The organism is Delftia sp. UME58, from assembly GCF_014170385.1.
GTDB lineage: Bacteria > Pseudomonadota > Gammaproteobacteria > Burkholderiales > Burkholderiaceae_C > Comamonas > Comamonas acidovorans.
Genome location: NZ_LZZV01000020.1, coordinates 258086 through 275715 on the forward strand (window position 1 = coordinate 258086; position 17630 = coordinate 275715).

General features: G+C 67.2%; 14 protein-coding genes and 1 tRNA gene. 12 read left to right on the forward strand and 3 right to left on the reverse strand.

Annotated features, from left to right (window positions below; all coding sequences use genetic code 11):
- Positions 1-18: 18 nt before the first annotated feature.
- Entirely contained in the window at positions 19-756 is a 738-nt protein-coding gene (ompR, locus tag A9976_RS08540; RefSeq protein ID WP_017404718.1) for a two-component system response regulator OmpR, read from the reverse strand.
- A 305-nt stretch (positions 757-1061) separates the two neighbouring features.
- Between ompR and A9976_RS08545 the strand changes: the two genes are divergently transcribed.
- Positions 1062-1808: an SIMPL domain-containing protein gene (locus A9976_RS08545; RefSeq protein ID WP_183018637.1), complete on the forward strand. Its 747-nt coding sequence runs from the start codon at positions 1062-1064 to the stop codon at positions 1806-1808.
- A 78-nt stretch (positions 1809-1886) separates the two neighbouring features.
- Here A9976_RS08545 and A9976_RS08550 read toward each other — a convergent pair whose 3' ends face one another.
- Positions 1887-2681: a 3-hydroxybutyrate dehydrogenase gene (locus A9976_RS08550; RefSeq protein WP_012204702.1), complete on the reverse strand. Its 795-nt coding sequence runs from the start codon at positions 2679-2681 to the stop codon at positions 1887-1889.
- 177 nt (positions 2682-2858) lie between these two features.
- Here A9976_RS08550 and A9976_RS08555 point away from each other — a divergent pair, with 177 nt between their 5' ends.
- The 4 genes from A9976_RS08555 (at position 2859) to A9976_RS08570 (ending at position 7536) form a co-directional block, all read left to right on the forward strand.
- Entirely contained in the window at positions 2859-3758 is a 900-nt protein-coding gene (locus A9976_RS08555; RefSeq protein ID WP_259649146.1) for an alpha/beta fold hydrolase, read from the forward strand.
- Positions 3755-6004, forward strand: coding sequence for a bifunctional (p)ppGpp synthetase/guanosine-3',5'-bis(diphosphate) 3'-pyrophosphohydrolase (locus tag A9976_RS08560; RefSeq protein ID WP_183018639.1), 2250 nt, complete (start codon positions 3755-3757; stop codon positions 6002-6004). The genes A9976_RS08555 and A9976_RS08560 overlap by 4 nt, the downstream gene beginning before the upstream one ends.
- A gap of 67 nt (positions 6005-6071) precedes the next feature.
- Positions 6072-6148, forward strand: a tRNA-Val gene (locus A9976_RS08565).
- 117 nt (positions 6149-6265) lie between these two features.
- Positions 6266-7536 (forward strand): IS3 family transposase gene (locus A9976_RS08570; RefSeq protein WP_220808552.1). Its coding sequence is split into 2 segments (ribosomal slippage): positions 6266-6625 and positions 6628-7536, totalling 1269 coding nucleotides; the frame shifts between segments, so codons are not numbered across the junction.
- Between the two features lie 117 nt (positions 7537-7653).
- On the opposite strand, the gene A9976_RS08575 is transcribed toward A9976_RS08570, so the two are convergent.
- Complete coding sequence (locus A9976_RS08575; RefSeq protein WP_183018640.1) at positions 7654-8073, reverse strand: hypothetical protein; 420 nt, start codon at positions 8071-8073, stop codon at positions 7654-7656.
- Positions 8074-8220: 147 nt separating this feature from the next.
- Between A9976_RS08575 and A9976_RS08580 the strand changes: the two genes are divergently transcribed.
- The 7 genes from A9976_RS08580 (at position 8221) to hpaE (ending at position 17594) form a co-directional block, all read left to right on the forward strand.
- Positions 8221-9180 carry a LysR family transcriptional regulator gene (locus A9976_RS08580; RefSeq protein WP_183018641.1) on the forward strand — a complete coding sequence of 320 codons (960 nt, stop codon included), beginning with the start codon at positions 8221-8223 and terminating at the stop codon, positions 9178-9180.
- A gap of 48 nt (positions 9181-9228) precedes the next feature.
- On the forward strand, positions 9229-10128 hold the full coding sequence (locus A9976_RS08585; RefSeq protein WP_183018642.1) for a metallophosphoesterase: 900 nt from the start codon (positions 9229-9231) through the stop codon (positions 10126-10128).
- A gap of 63 nt (positions 10129-10191) precedes the next feature.
- Positions 10192-10614 carry a universal stress protein gene (locus A9976_RS08590; RefSeq protein ID WP_012202049.1) on the forward strand — a complete coding sequence of 141 codons (423 nt, stop codon included), beginning with the start codon at positions 10192-10194 and terminating at the stop codon, positions 10612-10614.
- A gap of 204 nt (positions 10615-10818) precedes the next feature.
- On the forward strand, positions 10819-14496 hold the full coding sequence (locus A9976_RS08595) for a fibronectin type III domain-containing protein (protein WP_183018643.1): 3678 nt from the start codon (positions 10819-10821) through the stop codon (positions 14494-14496).
- Positions 14497-14669: 173 nt separating this feature from the next.
- A complete protein-coding gene (locus tag A9976_RS08600) occupies positions 14670-15350 on the forward strand; it encodes a fumarylacetoacetate hydrolase family protein (protein WP_183018644.1) in 681 nt (226 codons plus the stop codon).
- Positions 15347-16108, forward strand: a complete 762-nt coding sequence (locus tag A9976_RS08605; protein ID WP_183018645.1) for a fumarylacetoacetate hydrolase family protein — start codon at positions 15347-15349, stop codon at positions 16106-16108. Before A9976_RS08600 ends, A9976_RS08605 begins: the two co-directional genes overlap by 4 nt.
- Before the next feature lie 28 nt (positions 16109-16136).
- A complete protein-coding gene (gene hpaE, locus A9976_RS08610) occupies positions 16137-17594 on the forward strand; it encodes a 5-carboxymethyl-2-hydroxymuconate semialdehyde dehydrogenase (RefSeq protein WP_183018646.1) in 1458 nt (485 codons plus the stop codon).
- The last annotated feature ends 36 nt before the right edge of the window (positions 17595-17630 follow it).

Genomic DNA, 17630 nt, shown 5'->3' on the forward strand with positions numbered 1-17630 from the left:
CTCAGGGGGTGATGCATTTCAGTTCGCGCCATCGGGTACGAACACGTAGCCCACACCCCAGACCGTCTGGATATAGCGCGGTGCGGCGGCATCTTCCTCGATCAGCTTGCGCAGGCGCGAGACCTGCACGTCCAGGCTGCGGTCGAAGGGCTCGAACTCGCGGCCGCGCGCCAGCAGGGCCAGCTTCTCGCGCGACAGCGGCTGGCGCGGGTGGCGTACCAGGGCCTTGAGCATGGCGAATTCGCCCGTGGTCAGCGGCAGTTCCTCGCCGTTCTTCTGCAGCACGCGCGTGCCCAGGTCGAAGGTGAAGGGGCCGAAGCTCACCACCTCGTTGTCGCCGGAAGGCGCGCCCGGTGCTTCCTGCGGCGGGCGGCGGCGCAGCACGGCATGGATGCGGGCCAGCAGTTCGCGCGGGTTGAAGGGCTTGCCCAGGTAGTCGTCGGCGCCCACTTCCAGGCCCACGATGCGGTCCACATCCTCGCCCTTGGCGGTCAGCATGATGATGGGCGTGCGGTCGTTGGCCGAGCGCAGGCGGCGGCAGATGGACAGGCCATCCTCGCCGGGCATCATCAGGTCGAGCACGATCAGGTCCACTGTTTCGCGCAGCAGGATGCGGTTCAGCGCCTTGCCATCTTCGGCAATCATGATCTCGAAGCCTTCCTGCGTCAGGTAGCGGCGCAGCAGGTCGCGGATGCGCGCATCGTCATCCACCACCAGGATCTTGTCGGTGCGGTTGGTCGTAGTGGCCATGTTCATCCTCGGTCGGTCATTTGTAACAGCAGCCATTGTTACCAGCTTGCGCCGAAAAGTCTGGTCAAACCCCCGAACTTTTGCCGTGTGTTACAGATGTTGCGTTTAAATTTAGAACGGAAAATGTGTCTTTAGAATATTTAACTATGGATTTTCCGTGTTGATGCATTTATCGTTGCAATAATGTTGTGAATGATGGAGGGGGTAGGCCTGACCGGCTCCACTCCTGTCACCATCTGGCGGCATGCCGTAGCGAAAGGGCGGCATGCAGTTGTATCCCTGAACTACCTTTCATTTCAAAGGGTGAACGCATGAGCAAGCTTTCCAAACAGCTGTCCCGCCCCTGGGTCAAGTCCGTTGTCGCGGCCACTGCGCTGGCCTGTGCCAGCGGTGCCTGGGCGCAGAGCGCCGCCACGGCGCAGGCCCAGCCGGCCAATGTGGTGCAGTTGTCTGCAGAAGGCTCGGTGGATGTGGTGCAGGACCTGCTGACCGCCACCTTGTCGGCCACGCGCGAAGGGCGCGATGCGGCCACGGTCCAGTCCCAGCTGCAGAAAGTGGTCGAGGCCGCCATGGCCGTGACCAAGCGCAGCGCCCAGTCGGGCCTGATGGATGTGAGCACCGGCAGCTTCGGCATCTATCCGCGCTATGGAAAGGACAACAAGGTGGAAGGCTGGCAGGGCCGTGCCGAGATTCTTCTGCAGGGCCGCGACTTTGCGCGCATCACGCAGACGGCGGCCCAGGTGCAGGACATGACGCTGTCGCAAGTGGGCTTCGGCCTGTCGCGCGAGGCCCGTGAAAAGGTCGAGGGCGAGGCCCAGGCCAAGGCCATCGAGCAGTTCAAGCAGCGCGCCTCCACGCTGTCCAAGAGCTTCGGCTTTGCCAACTACAGCCTGCGCGAGGTCAACGTGAGCAGCAGCGATACCTCGGTGCCCATGCCGCGTCCGCGCATGATGGCCATGTCGGCCAAGGCCGCCGGCGCGGAAATGGATGCCGTGTCCGTGGAAGCTGGCAAGGCGCAGGTGATGGTCCACGTGTCGGGTTCGGTGCAGATGTACTGACCGGGTGACCCGTCCATGAAAAAAGGAGCGCCGTGGCGCTCCTTTTTTGGGAGTGGAGTGGATCGGGTCTGGCCGCGATTACTGCGCAGCCCAGCCGCCATCCATGTTCCAGGCCACGCCGCGCACGTTGGCGGCAGCGGGCGAGCAGAAGAACACGGCCAGTTCGCCAAGCTCCTCGGGCGTGGTGAACTGCATCGAGGGTTCCTTCTCACCCAGCAGCAGTTTCTTGGCTTCTTCATTGCTGATGCCGTGCTGCTCGGCCTTGGCGTCCACCTGCTTTTGCACCAGCGGCGTCAGCACCCAACCGGGGCAGATGGCGTTGCAGGTGATGCCGGAGGTGGCGTTCTCCAGGGCCGTGACCTTGGTCAGCCCGACGATGCCGTGCTTGGCCGCCACATAGGCGGACTTCTGCGCCGAGCCCACGAGGCCGTGCACCGAAGCCACGTTGATGATGCGGCCCCAGCCCTTGCCGCCATCGGCCGCCTGCATCATGGGCAGGACCAGGCGCGAGGTGTGGAAGGCGCTGGACAGGTTGATGGCGATGATGGAATCCCAGCGCTCGGGCGGGAAATCCTCCACGCGCGCCACGTGCTGGATGCCGGCATTGTTCACGAGGATGTCGATCTGGCCGAAGTTGCGCACGCTGTACTGGACCATGTCCTCGATGTCTGCCACGCGGCTCATGTCGGCGCCGTGGTAGGCGACCTGGGCGCCGGCGGCCTGGCCTGCGGCCAGCACTTCGGCACGCGGGCCGTCCACATCGCCGAAACCATTGAGCACGATATTGGCGCCCTGGCGGGCCAGCGCCTTCGCGATCCCGAGGCCGATTCCGCTGGTCGAACCGGTCACGAGGGCGGTCTTGCCTTTCAACATAGAGAGTCTCCGAATGAATGTACGATGCAACACAGCCATTATCGGCGCCGGCTCCGCGAATGCGTTTCCATGAATCATCCTACGCTGAACTACGTATCCTGCCCCGCAGTTGCCGGGCGTGCCTCACCCTGGAGCCGTACTGCCAGCCCGGCTGCTCAAGAGAATGCGTCGCACCGCATGGCCTATTGGGAATGGAATCGCACCGGCGATCCGAACCATCCCCATGTCGTGGTCTGCGTGCACGGCCTCTCGCGCCAGGGGCGTGACTTCGACGTGCTGGCCGGGCGGCTCAGCGAACGCGCCCGCGTGATCTGTCCCGACGTGGTCGGGCGTGGCGAAAGCGACTGGCTGCAGGAGCCGGCCGCCTACCAGGTGCCTCTTTACGCAGCCGACATGCTGGCCTTGCTGGCCCAGGTGCATGCGCAGGCGCCTGTCGAACAATTGGATTGGGTGGGCACCAGCATGGGCGGGCTGATCGGCATGGCGCTTGCGGGCCAGCCGGGCCTGCCATTGCCGGTGCCCGTTCGCAGGCTGGTGCTCAACGATGTGGGGCCTGTCATCGAGTGGTCTGCCCTGGAGCGCATAGGTCAGTACCTGGGCAAGGGCGTGCATTTTGAAAATCTTGAGCAGGCAGCCCATGCGCTGCTCTTGATTTCCGAGGGCTTCGGCCCACATAGCGAAGAGCAATGGCTGCGATTGACGCAGCCTATGATGCGCCAGGCCGCCGATGGCGGCCTGGTATTGCATTACGACCCGCAGATTGCAGTGCCCATGCAGCAGATGACGCCCGAGATGGCCCAGGCCGGCGAAGCGCTGCTCTGGCAGCTGTATGACCAGATCAAGGCACGCGTCTTGCTAGTTCGTGGTGCGCAGTCCGATCTGCTGACTGCGGCCACGGCGCAGGCCATGGCGCAGCGCGGCCCGAAGGCGCATTGCGTGGAATTTGAAGGGGTGGGACATGCGCCCACCTTCGTCGCAGCAGGGCAGGTGGCCTTGCTGTGCCGGTTCTTATGGGGAGAAGAGCGCTTGCCAAGCACCATGAATCTTGCCGAGCAGGCCAGGGAGAGTGACGAATGAAGACTGCCAGCAGCGAGGCCGCCGTGCAGGTGCCTTCGCCCGCCGCAGCCGCGCCGGGCCAGGTGCCGGCGGTGCTGCCGCACCTGATCACGGCCACGTCGCAGACCCTGCCCGAACAGGTCAATGCACTCGCCCGCGCGCGCAGCTTTGCCGAGCCGCTGATCGCTACCGAGACCATGGAGTCCGGCGAGAACACGATGGCACATGCCGATGCGGTGGCCGCCATCCTCAAGACCATCGGTGGCTCCGAAACAATGCAGGCGGCGATCTATCTGGTGCATGCCAGCGTGCACCTGAATCGCCCGCAGGAAGTGATCGCAAAGGCCTTTGGCGAGAATTTCGCCACCCTGGCCGTGGAAACCAACAAGCTCATGCGCGTGCAGCAGCAGGCGCGCGGCGCCGAGCTGGGCGGCCAGTATCTGGACGATGAGGCCACGCAGACCGAGAACGTGCGCAAGATGCTGCTGGGCTTCTCGCGCGATCTGCGTGTCGTGCTGCTGCGGCTGGCCTCGCGCCTGCAGACGCTGCGCTACTACGCGGCCAGCAAGCGCCCGGTCTCTCCCGGCATTGCGCGCGAGGCGCTGACGGTGTTCGCGCCGCTGGCCAACCGGCTGGGCATCTGGCAGATCAAGTGGGAGCTGGAAGATCTGTCCCTGCGCTTCCTGGAGCCCGAGACCTACCGTGAAGTGGCCCGCCTGCTCGACGAAAAGCGCGTGGAGCGCGAGGCCTACATGGAGCAGATGCGGGCACGGCTGGAGGCCGACCTGCGCGCGCACAGCATCAGCGCCACGGTGCAGGGCCGGCCCAAGCACATCTACAGCATCGTCAAGAAGATGCGGGGCAAGTCGCTGAACTTCGACCAGGTCTTCGACATCCGCGCCATGCGTGTCGTCGTGCCCACGATCAAGGACTGCTACGCGGCCCTGTCCTGGGTGCACGAGCAGTTCACGCCGATCGAGGCGGAGTTCGACGACTACATCGCACGCCCCAAGCCCAACGGCTACCAGTCGCTGCACACCGTGGTGCGCGACGAGACGGGCCGTGCCATCGAGATCCAGATCCGCACCCAGGCCATGCACGACCATGCCGAGCACGGCGTGGCCGCGCACTGGGCCTACAAGGAGGCGGGCACCAAGGGCTATGCGGGCGTCACGGCCAGCAGTGAATACGACGCCAAGATCGCCGTGCTGCGCCAGCTGCTGGCCTGGGGCAGCGACCTGGCGGGCGCACACCATCGCGGCCTGTTCGAGGACCGCATCTACGTGCTCACCCCCGACGCGGCCGTCATCGAACTGCCGCAGGGCGCGACACCCGTGGACTTTGCCTACTCGGTGCACACCAGCCTGGGCCACCGCTGCCGTGGCGCGCGCGTGGACGGCGCCATGGTGCCCCTGAACACGCCGCTGCAAAACGGCCAGACCGTGGAAATCACCACGGTCAAGGAAGGTCGCCCCTCGCGCGACTGGCTCAATGCCGACTTGGGCTATCTGACCAGCAACCGCGCCAAGGCCAAGGTGCGCGCCTGGTTCAATGCCCAGGCCACGCACGAGACCGTGGCGCGCGGCCGGGAGGCCGTCGAAAAGCTGCTGCAGCGCGAGGGCAAGACCGCCGTCAAGCTGGAGGAGCTGGCGGTGCAGCTGGGCTTCAAGTCGGCAGATGCGCTGTTCGAGGTCGTCGGCAAGGACGAGTACTCGCTGCGCAATATCGAGACCGTGCTGCGACCGGTCGAGGTGGAGGAAGAGCCCGAGGAGTTCACCCTGGTGCGCAAGGCGCGCGGCACGGACTCGCCCAAGGGCGGCGTGCTGGTCGTGGGCGTGGACTCGCTGATGACCCAACTGGCCAAGTGCTGCAAGCCTGCGCCGCCGGACGACATCCGGGGCTTCGTCACGCGCGGCAAGGGCGTGAGCGTGCACCGCTCCGACTGCTCCAACTTCCGCGAGATGGCGGCGCGCAATTCCGAGCGCGTGATCGACGTGGCCTGGGGCCAGCCCAAGGCGGCCACCGTGGCGGCGGCCGTCTATCCGGTCGATGTGTCCGTGGAGGCGGCCGACCGGCAGGGCCTGCTGCGCGATATCTCGGAAGTCTTTGCGCGCGAAAAGACCAATGTCATTGGCGTGCAGACCCAGTCCGTCAAGGGAACGGCCTGGATGACCTTCACCGTGGAGGTGGCCGATTCGGGCCGCCTGAGCAAGGTGCTGGGCATCGTGGCCGCCGTGGCGGGCGTGCGTTCGGCGCGGCGGCGTTGAGCATGTTCAGGCATTTTTGCCTGGGCGCTGAAAAAGCCGTGCTAGAATCGCTTTCTCGAACAAACACAGGCGCGTAGCTCAGCTGGTTAGAGCACCACCTTGACATGGTGGGGGTCGTTGGTTCGAGTCCAATCGCGCCTACCAATTTTCCATTGCCAGATGGAATGCAAAAAGCCTTCTGATCACTCAGAAGGCTTTTTTGTTTGGTTTGACCCGTCCTGACCTGGGTTGACACCTTTTCCTCTCAGAAAAGGCAAGTCAATGGAATCAAGGGTCAAACGCACGCAGCGGGACTACACGCTGGCTTTTAAGCTGTCGGTGGTCGATCAGGTGGAAAAAGGCGATCTCACGTACAAACAGGCCCAGGAGCGCTACGGCATCCAGGGCCGTTCGACCGTGTTGGTGTGGCTGCGCAAGCATGGTCGCCAAAACTGGAGTTCGGCATCATCCGGGCTTGCCATGCCAGTACCGATCAAGAAGCCCTCATCTGCACCTGCTGCACCGCTGACTCCCGAGCAGAAGATCAAGGCCCTCGAAGTCCAGCTTCGCGAAGCCAACGAGAAGGCCCAACTGTTCGAGGCGGTGATCGATGTCCTGAAGAAGGACTACGGGGTGCGCGTCGTAAAAAAGCCTTTGGGCAAGTCCTCTCGCAAAAGCTCCTCCCGGGGCTGAGCGTGGCGAGGGCTTGCCGCCATTGGGGCGTCAGCCGCCAAGCCTACTACCAGCAGTTGCAGCATCAGCAGCAACGCTGTGCGCGTGCCGACACCGTGATCGAGCTCGTTCGCGACGTGCGCCTGCGTCAGCCCCGGTTGGGCGCGCGCAAGCTGCACCATCTGCTCGCGCAGCCGCTGCAGCACGCCGGCGCGAGCCTGGGGCGCGATGCGTTGCTGGACGTGCTGCGCGAGGCGCGCATGCTGGTGGCGCCGAAGCGGGCGTATCACAAGACCACCGACAGCCATCATCGGTTTCGACGCCATCCCAACTTGCTCAAGGAGGGGCCGCATCAAGTCCGAGCGACTGCCAGCGAGCAGGTGTGGGTGGCCGACATCACGTACTTGCCCACCGACCAGGGGTTCGTCTATCTCAGCCTGGTCACTGATGCGTGGTCGCGCAAGATCGTGGGCCATCATGTGCACGACAGCCTGCACACCGGGCAGGTCAGCCGGGCGCTGAAGGTGGCGCTCAACGGCCGCCAGACGCAGCAAATGCTGGTGCATCACTCGGACAGGGGCATCCAGTACTGCTCGAATGACTATCAGGAGATTCATCGGCGCCACGGCATTGCCTGTTCGATGACTGACGGCTACGACTGCTATCAGAACGCGCTGGCCGAGCGCGTCAACGGGATCTTGAAGATGGAGTTCCTGCTGCATCGGCCTGCCGATCTGGCCCAGGCCAGCCGGATGGTCCAGCAGGCCGTGCAGATCTACAACCAGGAAAGACCGCACCTGTCCCTAAAATTGAAAACGCCCGATGAGGTTCATCGGGCGTCTCTGGCCGGCTGGATTACGCCGGATCGGTGTCCTTCATAGGTGTCAACCTATGGCAGGACGGGTCAGTTTCAACGACGCCCCCCAGACAACAAAAAAGCCGCGCCTTGTGGGCAGCGGCTTTTTTGGAGGAGCGCCGAAAGGCGCCCCAGGCAGAGATCAGTTGCCTTGACGATCCATGGCTCGGGCCAGGTCGGCCATCAGGCGGGCGTCCTGCAGGGCGGCATTCCAGATGCGCTCGTCGGCGGCGGCCTGCTGGCGGCTCTCGGTCCAGGCGCGGTAGCCGGCGCGGGCCGTCAGGGCAGCGCGGCGGGCGGGAGCGGAGAACAGGGCCAGGCCCATGAAGGCGGCAACCCACAGCACCACCCAGGCGCCCAGCATGTGGCCGTCGGTCCAGTTGTGGGCGACCTCGTTGACCACCACCATCAGCGCGGCCACCAGGGCAGCGAGCAGCAGGGCGCTGGCGCCACGCTTGCCGGAGAAACGCTTGGCAGCGCTCTTGCGGTCATCGGCGGCTTGATAGACATGCACCACACCAGGGTGCTCGACACAGTAGGAGTTGTAAATGAAGTTGCTCATGGCAGATAAACCCAGTTAAATAGCCGCTTTTGACGGCGTGGCGGGCGACTGGGTGTAACTATAGGGTTTACCCTAGAGTTCTTCAAATTTATATCTTGAATCTGTAGCATTCACAACAGTGATGACTCAGCCCTTGCTGTCGCTGCCATGTCCGCCCTGAACTTCCGCACACTGGATCTGAACCTGCTGCGCGTCTTCGACGAGGTGATGGCCGAGCGCAGCCTGACGCGGGCGGCCCACAAGCTGGCCATCACCCAGCCGGCCGTGAGCAACGCCCTGCGTCGCCTGCGCGAGGCACTGGGCGACGAGCTCCTGGTGCGCCAGGGCCAGGGCGTGGAGCCCACGCCGCGCGCACTGGCGCTGTGGCCCGTGATCCGCGAGGCACTGCAGCAGCTGCAGGACACGCTGATACCGGGCGAATTCCACCCATCCACCGCCACCGCCACCTTTGTGCTGGCCATGGCCGACGCCACGGCCGCCACGCTGATCCCGCCCATGTTCAGCCTGCTGGAGCGCGAGGCGCCCGGCATCGGCATCCGCGTGCTGCCGCTGACCACGCGCGACCCGCGCGGCCTGCTGGAGGCCGGCGAGGCCGACATGGCCGTGGGCTACTTCCCCGCCGCGCTGGCCGACCTGACGGCGCGCGCGCAGTCGGGCGCCCTGGTGGCCTTCGACAGCCGGCGCCTGTATGAAGGCGAGTACCTGTGCGTGATGCGCCAGGGCCATCCGCTGGCCGATGTGCCGCTGACGCTGGACAACTACTGCGCGGCGCGCCACATGCTGGTGAGCTTTTCGGGCCGCTCCTTCGGCTTCATCGACGAGGCCCTGGCATCGCTGGGCCGCACGCGCCAGGTGGTGCTCACCGTCAACCAGTTCTTCACGGCCGGGCGCGTGGTCATGAACTCCAACCTGCTGACCATCCTGCCGCGCCACTTCGTGCCCGTGACCGGCATGGCCGACAAGCTGGTGCTGCGCGAGCTGCCCTTCGACGTGCAGCCCGTGCACGTGGATGCGCTGTGGCGCCGGCGCGGCCAGCACCCGCTGGCCTACGACTGGCTGCTGCGCACGCTCACGCGCTCGGCCGAAGCCACCTTCCCGCACACCTGAGAACGTGTTGCGGGAGCGCACGCGAGCGCAGGTTCTACACTTGGCCGCATGAAGATCCAGCTGCTGTCCGACCTGCACCTCGAGGCCCATCCGCATTTCATCGCCGAGCCCGCACCCGATGCCGACGTGCTGGTGCTGGCCGGCGACATAGGCTCCTACCAGAGCGGCAGCCTGCTGCAAGGCGAGCACTTCGGGCTGGAGCGCTTCTCTCCCCTGCCCCAGTACGCGGGCTGGCCCTGCCCCGTGATCTTCGTGCCGGGCAACCATGAGTACGACATGCAGGACTTCGACGCCGCCCATGCCCGCCTGCGCGCCGCCTGCGAGCGCATGGGCATGGTCTGGCTGGAGCGCGAGACCGCCGTGCTGGGCGGCGTGCGCTTCGTGGGCACCACGCTGTGGAGCGACTACGACGCCATGTCCATGCACGAAGGCGTGAGCGACCTGACCCGGCTGCTGAAGCTGCGCGAGAAGGCCTTCCGCGCCGCCAACTTCTATCTGCACAAGACCGGCGGCACGCGCGGCGGCGAGCCTTTCCTGGCCGAGCCCATGCGCGAGCAGTCGCTGGTCTGCCAGCAATGGCTGCGCCAGGCGCTGGCGCGGCCTTTCGATGGCCCCACGGTGGCCGTCACGCACTTCGCACCCAGCCTGCGCAGCGCCGATCCGCGCTATGGCCTGGTGCCCGGCACGGCAGGCTTCTGCAATGTGCTCGACGACCTGCTGCCCTTTGCCGATCTGTGGCTGCACGGCCACCTGCATTCGCCCAGCGACTATGTGGCCGAGGGCCTGCGCGACGATGGCAGCGCCTGGCGCTGCCGCGTGGTGGCCAACCCGCTGGGCTATGCACGCAAGGGCGAGCAGGAGGGCTTTTCCCCCCGCTCTACCATCGAGTTGCCGGTGCGCGTGACCTCGGGGGCGGCAGAGGTGGCAGATGCGCCGGCCCGCGCTTGACCTGGATCAAGCACTCCATCCCGGCTTGGGCTTAGTCTCGGGCCATACCAAAGGAGGACTTTCATGAATATCCTGCTCGCAGTCGATGGCAGCCCCTACACCCAGAAGATGCTGGCCTACCTGACCTCGCATCCCGAGATCCTGGGCTCCGCCCACAGCTACAGCGCCATCACCGTCCAGCCCCAGCTGCCGGCGCGCGCGCGCGCCGCCCTGGGCAAGGAGGTGGTGGACGAGTACTACGCCGAGGAATCGACCAAGGTGCTGGACCCCGTGTGCAGCTACCTGGCCGAACACGGCGTGCAGGCCACGCGCCTGAGCAAGGTGGGCCCGGTCGCCGATTCCATCATCAAGGCCGCCGAGGAAGGCAAGTTCGACCTGCTGGTCATGGGCACGCATGGCCATGGCGCGCTGGGCCGCCTGGTCATGGGCTCGGTCAGCACCCAGGTGCTGGCCGGCAGCCAGGTGCCGGTGCTGCTGATCCGCTGATCCACTGCACCGTGGACATGCGGCGCCCATAACCAAAAAAAGCAAAGCGCGGGCTTCACGGCGCAATGAACCAAAGACGGCTCCTCGGCGGGAGCCGTCTTTTTTTGCATGGCAGCTTGCCGCCACCGTGCATGGCCTGCCGTCACCGGGCTGTCACAGCCGCCTTCTACAGTCGCGCGATTTGTCACACAGGGGATGGCGAGCATGCGCACGAATACTTTGGATTGGCGGCACAAGGCGATTGCAACGGCCTGCCTGGCCCTGTGTGGCGCAGCATGGTCCGCACCGTTCACCCCGGGCAACCTGGTGGCCTACCGCGTGGGCACGGGCACAGGCGCGCTGCCCGTGTTCCTGGATGAGTACCGCGTGGACGGCACGCTGGTGCAATCGCTGCCGCTGTCAGGCGGTGCAGCGCCGCTGACGGCCAGCAGCAAGGGCTCGGAAGGCCTGCTCAACCGCTCGGACAATGGCCTGTGCCTGGTGGTCCCCGGCTATGCCGTGGCCACCGGCGGTACCGAGCCCAACGGCGTCACGGCAGCGGCGGCCCCGCGCGCCGTGGCCGTGGTGGGGTTCGACCCCGACGTGAAAAGCCTGCGCCCGCTCGGCATCACCGCCTTCAGCGAGGACACCATACGCTCAGCGGCCAGCAGCGACTGCGGCGCCGTCTGGGCCAGCGGCAAGGGCAAGGTTGCCGCCAACAACGGCGTCTGGCACGTGGCTGCCGACGGCACGGGCATCTCCCAACTGAACAGCAGCAATGTCCAGGGCCTGGCGGTCGCCGGCGGCCGGTTGATCGCCGCCATCAACGGCGGCTCGCTCAACCAGATCGGCACGAATTTGCCGACCACGGGCATCCAGACGGCCCAGCCCCTGGCGGGCCTGACGGCAGCCACCTACCGCGGCATCGCCTTCCTGCAACTCGATGGCGGCCCCGCCCTGGCGAACACCGTCTATGTGGCGGACAACGACACAGGCGCCCTCCGGAAATTCCGCCTCTCGATGGACGGCACCAGCTGGCAGCCCGCAGGCTCCATTGCCGGCCTGTCCAAGATCCACGGCCTGGCCGCCTTCGACACCGGCGGCGGCAATGTGATCCTGATGGCCACCGACACCACGGGCCGTCTGTACCGCGCATTCGATCACGGCGGCTACGCCGGCACGCTGTCGGGCACGGCCGAGTCCATCGCCACGCCGCAGGGCGGCGTGTTCTATGGCGTGGCCTGGGCGCCGCTGGAGACCGTGCCGGCGACCGTGCCTGCCGCCCCCTCCAACCTGGTGGCCACCCCTGCCGGCAACCGCGTGACGGTCGCCTGGGACGCCGTGCCGGGCGCCGCCTACTACGTGATGGAGCTGTCGCAGGACAGCTTTGCATCGGTAGCCTCCACGGCCGTGGCCCTGGGCAACAGCCAGGCGCTGGAAGGCCTGCAGCCCGGCAGCTATACGCTGCGCGTGCGCGCCGTCAACGGCCTCGGCGGAAGCACGGCTGCAGTGAGCGTGCCCTTCATGGCCTCGGCCCCGCCGACGGCCTCGCTGCCCGAACTGACCGCGTTCTCCGGCGTGGTCGGCGACGCCAACGACCCGCTGGCCTCGGCAGGCATCGGCTTCACGGTGCAGGATGCGGGGGGCGCTGGCGGCGTGCAGGTCACTGCGCGTTCGAGCAACCAGGCCGTGGTGGCCGACGCCGGCCTGGCCGCATCCAACCAGGCCGGAAACGCCGTGCTCAGGATCACGCCCACCGGCGTGGGCTATGCCGACATCACCGTCACGCTGACCAACGCGGGCGGCGCCTCCGTCAGCCGCACCATCAAGTACGCGGCCTCGGCCAACACCGCAGCCAACACCAGCCCGCGCTGGCTGGCCGGGCGCTCGGACGCATCGACGGCCATCGTCATCGATGCCGCCACCATGCTGGTGGGCGACGACGAGGCGCCCGCCCAGGATGCCTCGGGCAATGCGCTGCCGGCCGGCAACTCCTTCTCGGCCTATGGCCCGGCCGGCGGGCTGCCCATCAAGCCGCTGATGCTGGACAGGACCGCCCTGGGCCTGGCCGATGCCGCCGCCTGCACCGGCGCCGGCCTCACGGGCCTGGACAGCTGCAAGAGCGACGAGGAAATGGACATCGAGGCCAGCTTTGCCCTGGGCAGCCGCGTGTACGTGGCGGGCTCGCACTCCAACAACAAGAGCGGCAAGTCGCGCACCGACCGCTGGCGCCTGGCGGCGATGGATGTGACCGGCTCCGGCGCCTCCACGGCGCTGACCGCCAGTGGCTACTACCGCTGGCTGCGCGAGGACCTGCGCAGCTGGGACGCGGCCGCGCATGACGGCCTTGCCGCCAACTACCTGGGCCTGGTGGCCAGCTCGGACGGCGGCGCCACCAAGGCGCCCGAGGCCGAGACGATGAGCGGCTTTTCCATCGAGGGCATGTCCACCAGCCCTGACGACTCCGCCGCCTGGCTGGGCTTTCGCGCGCCGCTGGTGCCGGCACCGGGCGCGCCCGCCGCCACGGCCGACGACGCCACGGGCCGCACGCATGCGCTGATCGTGCCCGTGACCAACTTCGCGGCCCTGCCTGCGGCCGATGGCGGCAGCAAGGGCAGCGCGTCCATGGGCCAGCCGATCCGCCTGGACCTGGGCGGCCGCGGCATCCGCGAAATCCGCAAGAACGCGGCCGGCGAGTACCTGATCATTGCCGGCCCCTCGGCCAGCGCCACGGGCACAGCGCCGCGCAACTTCCAGCTCTATTCCTGGGATGGCCGCGTGAACGGCGCAGGCCTGGCCCTGAACCTGCGTCCGCGCGCTGCCGACCTGGCCGCCATTACCGTGCCCAATACCGCCTGCTCGGCCGAAGGCATAGGCGCCATGCCGGCCAGCCTGGACGCAGGCGGCAGCGTGGACATCATCAGCGACTGCGGCGATGCCGATTTCTACGGCGATGGCACCGTGGCCAAGGACCTGCCCCATGCCGCCTGGAAAAAGGCGCGCCTGGACAGCCTGGCGGTGCCCGCCCTGTCCACCGTGGCCCTGTCCGCCCAGGCCGTGGACCAGACTTCGGCCGTGGTCCAGGCCACGCCCGGCGTGGGCGGCAGCCTGCGCGCCGTGGCCCTGCCGGCCAACGCACCCGTCCCCAGCTGGGAACAGGTCATGGCCGGCCTGGACGCCACCGGCCTGCCGGCCCCTGCCAGCAACACGGTCAGCACCGTGGCCAATACCGCTGCCACGCTGTCCTTCGCCGGCCTGGACCCTGCCGTCAGCTACCACGTGCATGCGGTCAATCTGCCGGCCTCGGGCACGGCCAGCGCGCCGGCTGTGCTGGCCCTGAGCAAGCCCGTGCCCATCGGCACGCAGATCGGCACGGGCAGCCACACGGCGGGCGTGAGCAACGGCACGGGCAATGTGGGTGCAGACCAATGGCAGTTCGCCTCGAACTCCGCAGGCTTTCAGCCCGCGCCCTCGCAAAGCCCGCTGCCGGGCAACCTGCGCCTGCCCTACGGCAGCCTGAGCTTCGTGCTCATGGGCGGCACGCCGGGCTCCACGGCCACCCTCCGCATGGACCTGCCTGAAGCCGCACCCTCCCAGGCCACGCTCTGGAAGTACGGCCCCACGGCCGCCACGCCCACGGCGCACTGGTATGAGCTGGCCCCCTCGGCCTACCGCTTCGCACTCGATCGCCGCTCGGTGAGCTTCGACATCGCCGACGGGCAGACGGGCGACAGCGACCTGACCGTCAACGGCGTCATAGTGGACCCCGTGGCGGTGGCCGCGCCTGCGGCCCTGCCGTCCGGCGCCACGGCCACTCCCGTGCCCGGCCTGTCCACGCTGGCCCAGGCGCTGCTGGCGCTGGCCCTGGTCGGCATGGCCGCACTGCGCCGCCGCCGCGGCTGACGCCCGCGCGCCTTCTGCACCAGCCGCACCGGCAGCACCCGGTGTCCCCTTCAAGCCCCTGCACGGTTCGCCGTGCAGGGGCTTTTTGCTGCGGCCTGGGAAAACCCTGAATCCCCCGTGTTGACGGGGCTTGTTGCAAAAACAATAATTACCACGTTAACTAAATCCACACCATGCAGATTCAGCCCTTTCTCCTGGATGACGGCCTTGCGCTGGGCACGGTCTACGGCACGCTGCTCAACGAGCGCGCCACCGTGCAGCGCCTGTCGCCGCAGTTCGACAGCGCGCCCTACAAAGCCGCTCCGCGCGCCCCCGTGCTCTACCTCAAGCCGCGCAACACCTGGGCGCGCGATGGCGCGGCAGTGGCCGTGCCGGCCGATCCCGGCGAGGTCCGCGTCGATGCCAGCATCGGCCTGGTGATAGGCCGCAGCGCCACGCGCGTCAGCGAAGCAACGGCCCTGGACCATGTGGCCGGCTGGCTGATCGCCAGCGACCTCACGCTGCCGCACGAGAACTACTACCGCCCCGCCATCCGCCAGCGCTGCCGCGACGGTTTCTGCCCGCTGGGCACGCTGGTGCGCGGCGCAGGCTTCGATGCGCAAGCGGCAGAACTCACGGTGTCCATCAATGGTGAACAGGTCTGGCAGCGCGGTTTTGCCGACCTGGTGCGCCCGCCCGCAAGGCTGCTGGCCGACGTGACCGAATTCATGACGCTGTCGCCCGGCGACGTGCTGCTGCTGGGCCCGGGCGAAGGCGCGCCGCTGGCGCGGCCCGGAGACCGCGTGGTCATCGAGGTGCCCGGCCTGGGCCGGCTCGCGCATTCGGTGGTGGCAGAACAGGGAGCAGCAGCATGAAGCACGGACGCGTCATCTTCGAAGGCCAGACGCTGCAGGTCACCGAAGGCCCGCACGGACAGGTGCAGTTGCCCGATGGCCGCCTGGTGGCGGAGACCGCCGTGCAGTGGCTGCCGCCGCTGCAGTTCGGCACGGTCTTCGCGCTGGGCCTGAACTATGCGGACCATGCCAGGGAAATCGCCTTCAACAAGGCGCCCGAGGAACCACTGGTCTTCCTCAAGGGCGCGAACACGCTGAACGGCCACCACGGCCGCACGTACCGCCCCGCCGACGTGGCCTACATGCACTTCGAGTGCGAGCTGGGCGTGGTCATCGGCAAGACCTGCCGCGACGTGCGCCGCGAAGACGCCTACGGCGTGGTCGCCGGCTACTGCACGGCCAACGACTACGCCATACGCGACTACCTGGAGAACTTCTACCGGCCCAACCTGCGCGTGAAGAACCGCGACGGCGCCACGCCCGTGGGCCCGTGGTTGGTCGATGCAGCCGATGTGCCCGACCCCATGAACCTGCGCCTGCGCAGCTGGGTCAACGGCGAGCTCAAGCAGGACGGCAACACGCGCGATATGGTGCATGACATCCCCTCGCTGATCGCCCATCTGTCGGGCTTCATGACGCTCAACCCCGGCGATCTCATCCTCACCGGCACACCCGACGGCGTGGCCGACTCCCGCGTGGGAGACGAGATCGTCACCGAGATCGAAGGCCTGGGTCGCCTGGTCAACACCATCGTCGGCGACGCGCCGGCCGCCTACTGAACCCCACCGCACACGCCAAGGAATCCCCATGCGCATTGACCACCTGATCGACGGCAAGGCCGTCGCCGGCAAGGACTATTTCGAGACCGTGAACCCCGCCACCCAGGAGGTGCTGGCCGAGGTTGCCGCAGGCGGCGAGGCCGAGGTACAGGCAGCCGTTGCCGCCGCGAAGAACGCCTTCCCGAAATGGGCCAACACGCCCGCCACCGAACGCGCCAGGCTCGTGCGCAAGCTGGGCGACCTGATCGCCCGCCATGTGCCCGAGATCGCTCAGACCGAGACCAACGACTGCGGCCAGGTCATCGCCCAGACCGGCAAGCAGCTGGTGCCGCGCGCGGCCGACAACTTCTACTACTTTGCCGAGATGTGCACGCGCGTGGACGGCCACACCTATCCCACGCCCACGCACCTGAACTACACCCTGTTCCACCCCGTGGGCGTGTGCGCGCTGATCTCGCCCTGGAACGTGCCCTTCATGACGGCCACCTGGAAGGTGGCGCCCTGCCTGGCCTTCGGCAACACGGCCGTGCTCAAGATGAGCGAGCTGTCGCCCATGACGGCCGCGCGCCTGGGCGAGCTGGCGCTGGAGGCCGGCATTCCGCCCGGCGTGCTCAACCTGGTGCACGGCTACGGCAAGGACGCGGGCGAGCCCCTGGTGCGCCACCGCGATGTGCGCGCCGTCTCGTTCACGGGCTCGACCCAGACCGGCAACCGCATCGTGCAGGCCGCCGGCCTCAAGAAATTCAGCATGGAGCTGGGCGGCAAGAGCCCCTTCGTGATCTTCGACGACGCCGACTTCGAGCGCGCGCTGGATGCGGCCGTGTTCATGATCTTCTCCAACAACGGCGAGCGCTGCACGGCCGGCAGCCGCATCCTGGTGCAAAAGGGCATCTACGCGAAATTCGTCGAGCGCTTCGTGGAGCGCGCAAAGAGGATCACCGTGGGCGACCCGCTGGACGAGTCCACCATCGTCGGTCCCATGATCAGCGCCAGCCACCTGGCCAAGGTGCGCCACTACATCGAGCTGGGCCGCAAGGAAGGCGCCAGCATGCTGTGCGGCGGCCTGGACGCGCCGGTGCTGCCCGAGCGCGTGCGCAAGGGCAACTACGTGCTGCCCACGGTGTTTGCCGACGTGGACAACCGCATGCAGATCGCCCAGGACGAGATCTTCGGCCCCGTGGCCTGCATCATCCCCTTCAGCGACGAGGCCGAGGCCGTGCGCCTGGCCAACGACATCCAGTACGGCCTGTCCAGCTACGTCTGGACCGAGAGCGTGGGCCGCGCCCACCGCGTGGCCGCCGCCATCGAGGCCGGCATGTGCTTCGTCAACAGCCAGAACGTGCGCGACCTGCGCCAGCCCTTCGGCGGCACCAAGGCCTCGGGCACGGGCCGCGAGGGCGGCAGCTGGAGCTACGAGGTCTTCTGCGAGCCCAAGAACGTGGCCGTGTCGCTGGGATCGCACCATATTCCGCACTGGGGCGTCTGAGCCTGCGGCCACAGACAAAAAGAGAACCAAGGAGAC